This window comes from Chamaesiphon sp. OTE_20_metabat_361 (genome assembly GCF_031364565.1).
The window spans coordinates 1-5,592 of record NZ_JANLWO010000817.1 but is presented as its reverse complement, the minus strand read 5'-3'; the positions used below and the strand labels follow the sequence as shown (position 1 = coordinate 5,592).

The following is a 5,592-nucleotide window of genomic DNA, read 5'->3' as shown; positions in this document are numbered from 1 at the left end:
TAGACATAATTAATTATTTACTCCTTGTCAATGAAATTGCAACACACGATGTGAGCGCAAAGATGAATATTTGAGCCAGGGGAGTAAGATTTAGCACATATAAAGTTACTAATTCGTAAAAAAATCAATATGATTTTTACTTACTGACTGCTGGATAACGGTTACCAGACGTAACAGAGGATTTCGCCACCGACGCCTTGTTTGCGAGCTTCGCGATCGGTCATAATCCCACTAGAGGTGGAGATCACGGCAATCCCAATCCCACCCAAAACTTTAGGTAAGTCTTTGTGGTTGGAATAAACGCGCAGTCCAGGCTTACTCACACGTTTGAGCGCGGTAATAATTGGCTGACGATTTTTGCCTTTGTATCTGAGGGTCAGGACTAATTTTTTTTCAATCCCTTCGCCAACTTCTTCATATTCGCCAACGTAGCCCTCTTGTCTGAGGACGGTAGCAATACTACGAGTGAGCTTGGTTGCGGGCAGATTGGTGGTTTGATGTTTGACGATGCTCGCATTCCGAATGCGAGTCAGCATGTCTGAGATAGTATCGTGTGCCGCCATTTGTTGTTTAGGGTGAAAATTAGTGAATAGTGAATAGTGGATAGTGGATAGTGAATAGGGGTGAGCTATTGCTCTCCATCGATCCATACCACGATTGCTGCCGTTGTGTATAAGGGTTAACTTGTACGGAAGGGCATTCCCATTTCTTTTAGTAGTGCGCGTCCGGCTTCGTCGTTATCGGCTGTGGTGATAATCGAGATATCCATCCCGCGAATCTGGTCGATTTGGTCGTACTCGATTTCCGGGAAAATGAGTTGCTCGCGAATCCCAATACTGTAGTTACCGCGACCGTCAAAGCTTTTGGGGCTGATCCCTCGGAAGTCCCGAATGCGGGGGAGAGTCAAGTTGATAAATCTGTCTAAGAAAGCGTACATCCGATCGCCGCGTAGTGTCACCATCACACCGACAGGCATTCCCGCCCGGATTTTAAAACCTGCGATCGCTTTTTTAGCACGGGTGACAACGGGTTTTTGTCCGGTGATTTTAGCGATTTCGGCGATCGAAGATTCGAGCGCTTTAGCATTTGTCGCTGCTTCGCCTAGTCCTCTGTTGACCGTAATTTTGATCACCTTGGGCACTTGCAGCGTATTGGTATAACCAAATTGCTCCATCAGCTTGGGCGTAATTTGCTCTTGAAACTTGGTCTTGAGTTGTTGTGCCATGATTGTTCGAGGATGATTTCCTGGGCTTGGTCAGGATAGATAGCAAGTAATAAATAGACTGAATCGCGATCGATCTAGTCGATGATTTCGCCAGTTTTCTTTAACATGCGGACTTTCTTGCCTTCAGCATTAACCGTATAGCTAATCCGGCTAGCGACGTTTTGTTTGGTCGAGTAGACCATCACTTTGGAGCTGTGAATCGGTGATTCTGACGTATCGATCCGACCCGATTCGCCTTCTTGCGCTGGTTTGATGTGCTTGGTGCGAATACCCACACCTTTGACAATCACCTTGCTCAATTCGGGAATGGACTTGAGAATTTCGCCGATCTTACCTTTATCTCTACCAGAGATAATTTGCACGGTGTCGCCTTTTTTGACGTGCATCCGATGTTTGACTTTAGGTTTTTGGATTGCCATTTGTTAGAGTACCTCTGGAGCCAGGGAGACAATTTTGGTGAAACTTTTGTCGCGAAGTTCGCGAGCGACAGGGCCGAAAACGCGAGTACCTCTGGGGTTGCCTTCAGCATTAACTAATACGGCAGCGTTATCGTCAAACCGAATACTCATACCACTATCGCGGCGCATGGTATGTCTGGTGCGAACGATGACGGCACGAACTACTTCGGATTTTTTGACTGCCATATTCGGCGTGGCATCTTTGACAACAGCGATAATGGTATCGCCGACGCCGCCGTAGGTACGATTACCCGCACCGAGGACGCGGATACACATAATTTTGCGAGCACCGCTATTGTCCGCAACGGTTAAATAACTTTCTTGTTGGATCATGGTTTTAGAGGGTAGGGGGTAGGGAGTAGAGGGTAGGGAAGAGAGAAATTAACCTCTCGCATCGCTACTTGTCCTAACCCCACCAGGGAATAGTTAGGCTTTAGTACTGAGAATTTCTGCAAGTGTCCAGCGCTTGGTGCGGCTCAGGGGGCGGGTTTCAGTAATCCGCACTCTGTCGCCTTCTTTGCACTGGTTTTCTTCGTCGTGAACTTTGTATTTTTTGGTTCTGACGACTACTTTGCCGTATTTGGAGTGCGCGGAGCGGTTCTCGATCGCGACTACTGCCGTTTTTTGCATTTTGTTGCTGACAACGATGCCAACTCTTTCTTTGACTGCCATTTTTTGTTAATTACCTGTGGCTGGAGGATGTTGATTGAATTAAACCTTGGTGGTTTTACGTTGGTGTTCTACTGTCAATAACTGCGCTAGTTTGTGGCGATTATGTTTGAATTCGTGGGTTTTTTCTAACCGACGAGTAGCTTGGCGAAGGCGCAGGTCAAACAAGTTGCGTTTGACAGCGATAATTTCCGCAGCTAATTCTTCGTCGGTTAAGCTTATTACTTCAGCAATTTTGGGCAGAGCCATAACCTTAATCAGTCTCGTCTTCTAAGTGTGGTTTGATAATAAATTTGACCTTGATCGGTAGCTTGTGCATCGCTAGACGCATGGACTCCCGAGCAATATCTTCAGGAACGCCACCAATCTCAAATAAGATCCGACCGGGCTTGACTACTGCGACCCAAAATTCGGGAGAACCTTTACCCGAACCCATCCGGGTTTCTGCTGGGCGCATCGTCACGGGTTTGTCAGGGAAAATCCGAATCCAGATTTTACCACCCCGTTTGAGATAGCGGTTCATGGCTCGCCGACAGGCTTCAATCTGACGGGAAGTGATCCATGATGGCTCGATCGCCTGCAAGCCAAATTGACCGAAGGCAATCTCATTTCCTCTGGTAGCTAAACCAGTCATTCTACCGCGCTGTTGTTTGCGGAATTTCGTTATTCTAGGACTTAACATTATTTACTTCCTATCCTTCATCAGAGCGGTCTTCAAACTGCTGACGGCGGCGTTGTTGGTTTTGCCGACGCTTGGGTTGAGCAGCACTAGGTACTTCGAGATTTTCTTGTCCGGGGATGATTTCGCCCTTAAAAACCCAAACTTTGACACCGATGATGCCATAGGTGGTGTCTGCGGTCTTGGAAGCGTAGTCGATATCGGCACGGAGGGTGTGCAAGGGCACGCTACCTTCACGAGCTTGTTCGGTACGGGCGATTTCAGCGCCGTTGAGTCGTCCGCCGACTTGGATCTTGATCCCCTTAACTTCGGCGCGTTGCGCCCGTTGGATCGCCTGACGGACGACGCGACGGAAGGAGACGCGGCGAGAAAGTTGTTGAGCGATAAATTCCGCAATTAGCGCGGCATCGGCGTCAACTTTCGCAATCTCAATGACATTGATCCGAATTTGGCGATCGGTACCGAGTTTCTTGAGCAACGCTTGACGAATGACTTCGATCCCACTACCTTGACGACCGACAACTACACCTGGGCGAGCTGTATGGATTTCGAGTTCGATCTGGTCGGCTTTACGCTCGATCCGTACCTTAGAAATCCCCGCAGTGCTGAGGGTTGTATCTTTCTCGATGTGTTGGCGAATGATGTAGTCTTCTTTGAGAACTTCAGAATACTTGCGGGTATCTGCATACCACCGCGAACGGTGTTCTTGCGTGATCCCGAGTCTAAAGCCAACTGGATGAATCTTCTGTCCCATGTTATTTTTTTATATGCTCCCTAGTTCGTCTCCGCCACTGCCACGGTGATGTGACATGTCGGTTTGCGGATTTTGTAAGCGCGACCTTGCGCTCTGGGGCGGAAGCGTTTGAGCGCGGGGCCACCGTCAGCGAAAGCAGTAGAGACTACTAACTTGGCTGGATTCATCCCATTATTATGCTCGGCGTTAGCTACAGCCGATCGCAAGACTTTGATAATTTCTTCACATGCTTTGTAGGGCATGAATTCGAGAATAATCAAGGCTTCGCGGTAGGAACGTCCCCGAATTTGATCTAGTACGCGGCGCACTTTGAAGGGAGACATGCGAATATATTTCGCAACTGCTTTGATTTCTGTTTTGTTATCGATCGCCATATTTTTTCCTCTTGAATCCATCTAAAATTCAAATTTACTTTGAATTATCTGCCGGATTTCTTGTCTCCCTTCGAGTGGGAACGATAGTTACGTGTGGGTGAAAATTCACCTAATTTGTGACCGACCATTTGATCGGAAACAAAGACAGGCACGTGTTGACGACCGTTGTGTACTGCGATCGTATGTCCGACCATTTGCGGCAAGATCGTGGAAGCCCGCGACCAAGTTTTAATTACGTCTTTACGACCAGACGCATTCATTTTTTCAACTTTTGTCATCAGATGATCGGCGACAAAAGGACCTTTTTTGAGAGAACGACCCATAATTTAGTGGATAGTGAATAGTGGATAGTGGATAGTGAATAGATTGCCTTGAGCTTGCTCAAGGATGGACAGTGGATAATGAATAGTTCTTTATTGCTATCCACTACCCACTGTCCACTATCCACTCCCTTAGTTCTGACGACCGCCTTTACCGCGTTTCGAGGATTTACGACGACGGCGGATGATGAGTTCGCTGCTGGCCTTTTTCTTCTTACGAGTCTTGTAGCCCAGGGTTGGCTTACCCCAGGGTGTAACTGGGCCAGGACGACCGATCGGCGCACGACCTTCACCACCACCATGGGGGTGATCGCAGGGGTTCATGACACTACCTCTGACCTTCGGACGACGACCTTTCCAGCGGTTGCGTCCGGCTTTACCAGCACTGGTGTTTCGGGCGTCGGTGTTGCCGACTTGACCGATGGTAGCGTAGCATTCCTTCCGTACCATCCGGACTTCACCAGAAGGCATTTTCAGGGTCACATAGTCGCCTTCTTTAGCTACTAATTGGGCGGCGGCACCAGCAGAGCGGGCAATTTGAGCGCCTTTACCAGCAGTAAGCTCGACGCTGTGAACTGTCGTACCTAAAGGAATATTAATCAGTGGTAGGGCATTGCCGATCTCAAACGGCGACTCTGGCCCAGTAATGATTTCCATGCCGACGGTCAAACCGACGGGATGTAGAATATAACGTTTTTCGCCATCCTTGTAGAATAGGAGCGCAATCCGGGCATTCCGGTTGGGATCGTACTCGACAGTAGCGACGCGGGCGGGGATGTTGATTTTGTCTTGACGACGGAAATCAATCTGCCGATAGAGTCGTTTGTGACCACCACCGCGACGGCGGCTGGTAATGACACCGCGATTGTTGCGCCCTTTAGCACGGTGTTTGTTGTAAACGAGTGATTTTTCCGGCTGATTACCCACGGTAATTTCCGCAAAGTCGGAAATTACGGTTTCGCGAGTACTGGGCGTATATGGCCGATAAGAACGGGTTCCAATAATTCGGTGTTAGTTGTTTGGGATTAGGTTAGGGAGCGGGGGAGGCGGGGGGACGGGGAGAGCATTAGCGAAAAACGTTATATTCTACATCCCGTCGGTTTGACCGTCGGC

11 protein-coding genes are annotated in these 5,592 nt (G+C 48.6%); all 11 read right to left on the bottom strand.

Going from position 1 to position 5,592, the window contains the following annotated elements; all coding sequences use genetic code 11:
- Positions 1-161: 161 nt before the first annotated feature.
- Positions 162-563, bottom strand: coding sequence for a 30S ribosomal protein S8 (gene rpsH / locus RMO35_RS23005; protein WP_309744708.1), 402 nt, complete (start codon positions 561-563; stop codon positions 162-164).
- 116 nt (positions 564-679) lie between these two features.
- Positions 680-1,225 (bottom strand): 50S ribosomal protein L5, encoded by a 546-nt coding sequence (gene rplE / locus RMO35_RS23000; RefSeq protein WP_309744706.1) that lies wholly within the window; start codon positions 1,223-1,225, stop codon positions 680-682.
- Positions 1,226-1,299: 74 nt separating this feature from the next.
- Positions 1,300-1,644, bottom strand: coding sequence for a 50S ribosomal protein L24 (gene rplX / locus RMO35_RS22995; protein ID WP_309744704.1), 345 nt, complete (start codon positions 1,642-1,644; stop codon positions 1,300-1,302).
- A gap of 3 nt (positions 1,645-1,647) precedes the next feature.
- Positions 1,648-2,016 (bottom strand): 50S ribosomal protein L14, encoded by a 369-nt coding sequence (gene rplN, locus RMO35_RS22990; protein WP_309744702.1) that lies wholly within the window; start codon positions 2,014-2,016, stop codon positions 1,648-1,650.
- 93 nt (positions 2,017-2,109) lie between these two features.
- Positions 2,110-2,355, bottom strand: a complete 246-nt coding sequence (rpsQ, locus tag RMO35_RS22985; protein WP_309744700.1) for a 30S ribosomal protein S17 — start codon at positions 2,353-2,355, stop codon at positions 2,110-2,112.
- Positions 2,356-2,394: 39 nt separating this feature from the next.
- Complete coding sequence (gene rpmC, locus RMO35_RS22980) at positions 2,395-2,601, bottom strand: 50S ribosomal protein L29 (RefSeq protein ID WP_309744698.1); 207 nt, start codon at positions 2,599-2,601, stop codon at positions 2,395-2,397.
- 4 nt (positions 2,602-2,605) lie between these two features.
- The gene (gene rplP / locus RMO35_RS22975; RefSeq protein ID WP_309744696.1) at positions 2,606-3,034 is read right to left on the bottom strand and encodes a 50S ribosomal protein L16; all 429 of its coding nucleotides are present in this window, start codon (positions 3,032-3,034) and stop codon (positions 2,606-2,608) included.
- Between the two features lie 10 nt (positions 3,035-3,044).
- Positions 3,045-3,785 carry a 30S ribosomal protein S3 gene (rpsC, locus tag RMO35_RS22970; protein WP_309744694.1) on the bottom strand — a complete coding sequence of 247 codons (741 nt, stop codon included), beginning with the start codon at positions 3,783-3,785 and terminating at the stop codon, positions 3,045-3,047.
- Between the two features lie 20 nt (positions 3,786-3,805).
- The gene (gene rplV, locus RMO35_RS22965; protein ID WP_295613123.1) at positions 3,806-4,159 is read right to left on the bottom strand and encodes a 50S ribosomal protein L22; all 354 of its coding nucleotides are present in this window, start codon (positions 4,157-4,159) and stop codon (positions 3,806-3,808) included.
- A gap of 44 nt (positions 4,160-4,203) precedes the next feature.
- Entirely contained in the window at positions 4,204-4,482 is a 279-nt protein-coding gene (gene rpsS / locus RMO35_RS22960) for a 30S ribosomal protein S19 (protein ID WP_295613120.1), read from the bottom strand.
- A gap of 129 nt (positions 4,483-4,611) precedes the next feature.
- Positions 4,612-5,481: a 50S ribosomal protein L2 gene (gene rplB / locus RMO35_RS22955; protein WP_309744710.1), complete on the bottom strand. Its 870-nt coding sequence runs from the start codon at positions 5,479-5,481 to the stop codon at positions 4,612-4,614.
- Positions 5,482-5,592: the final 111 nt, after the last annotated feature.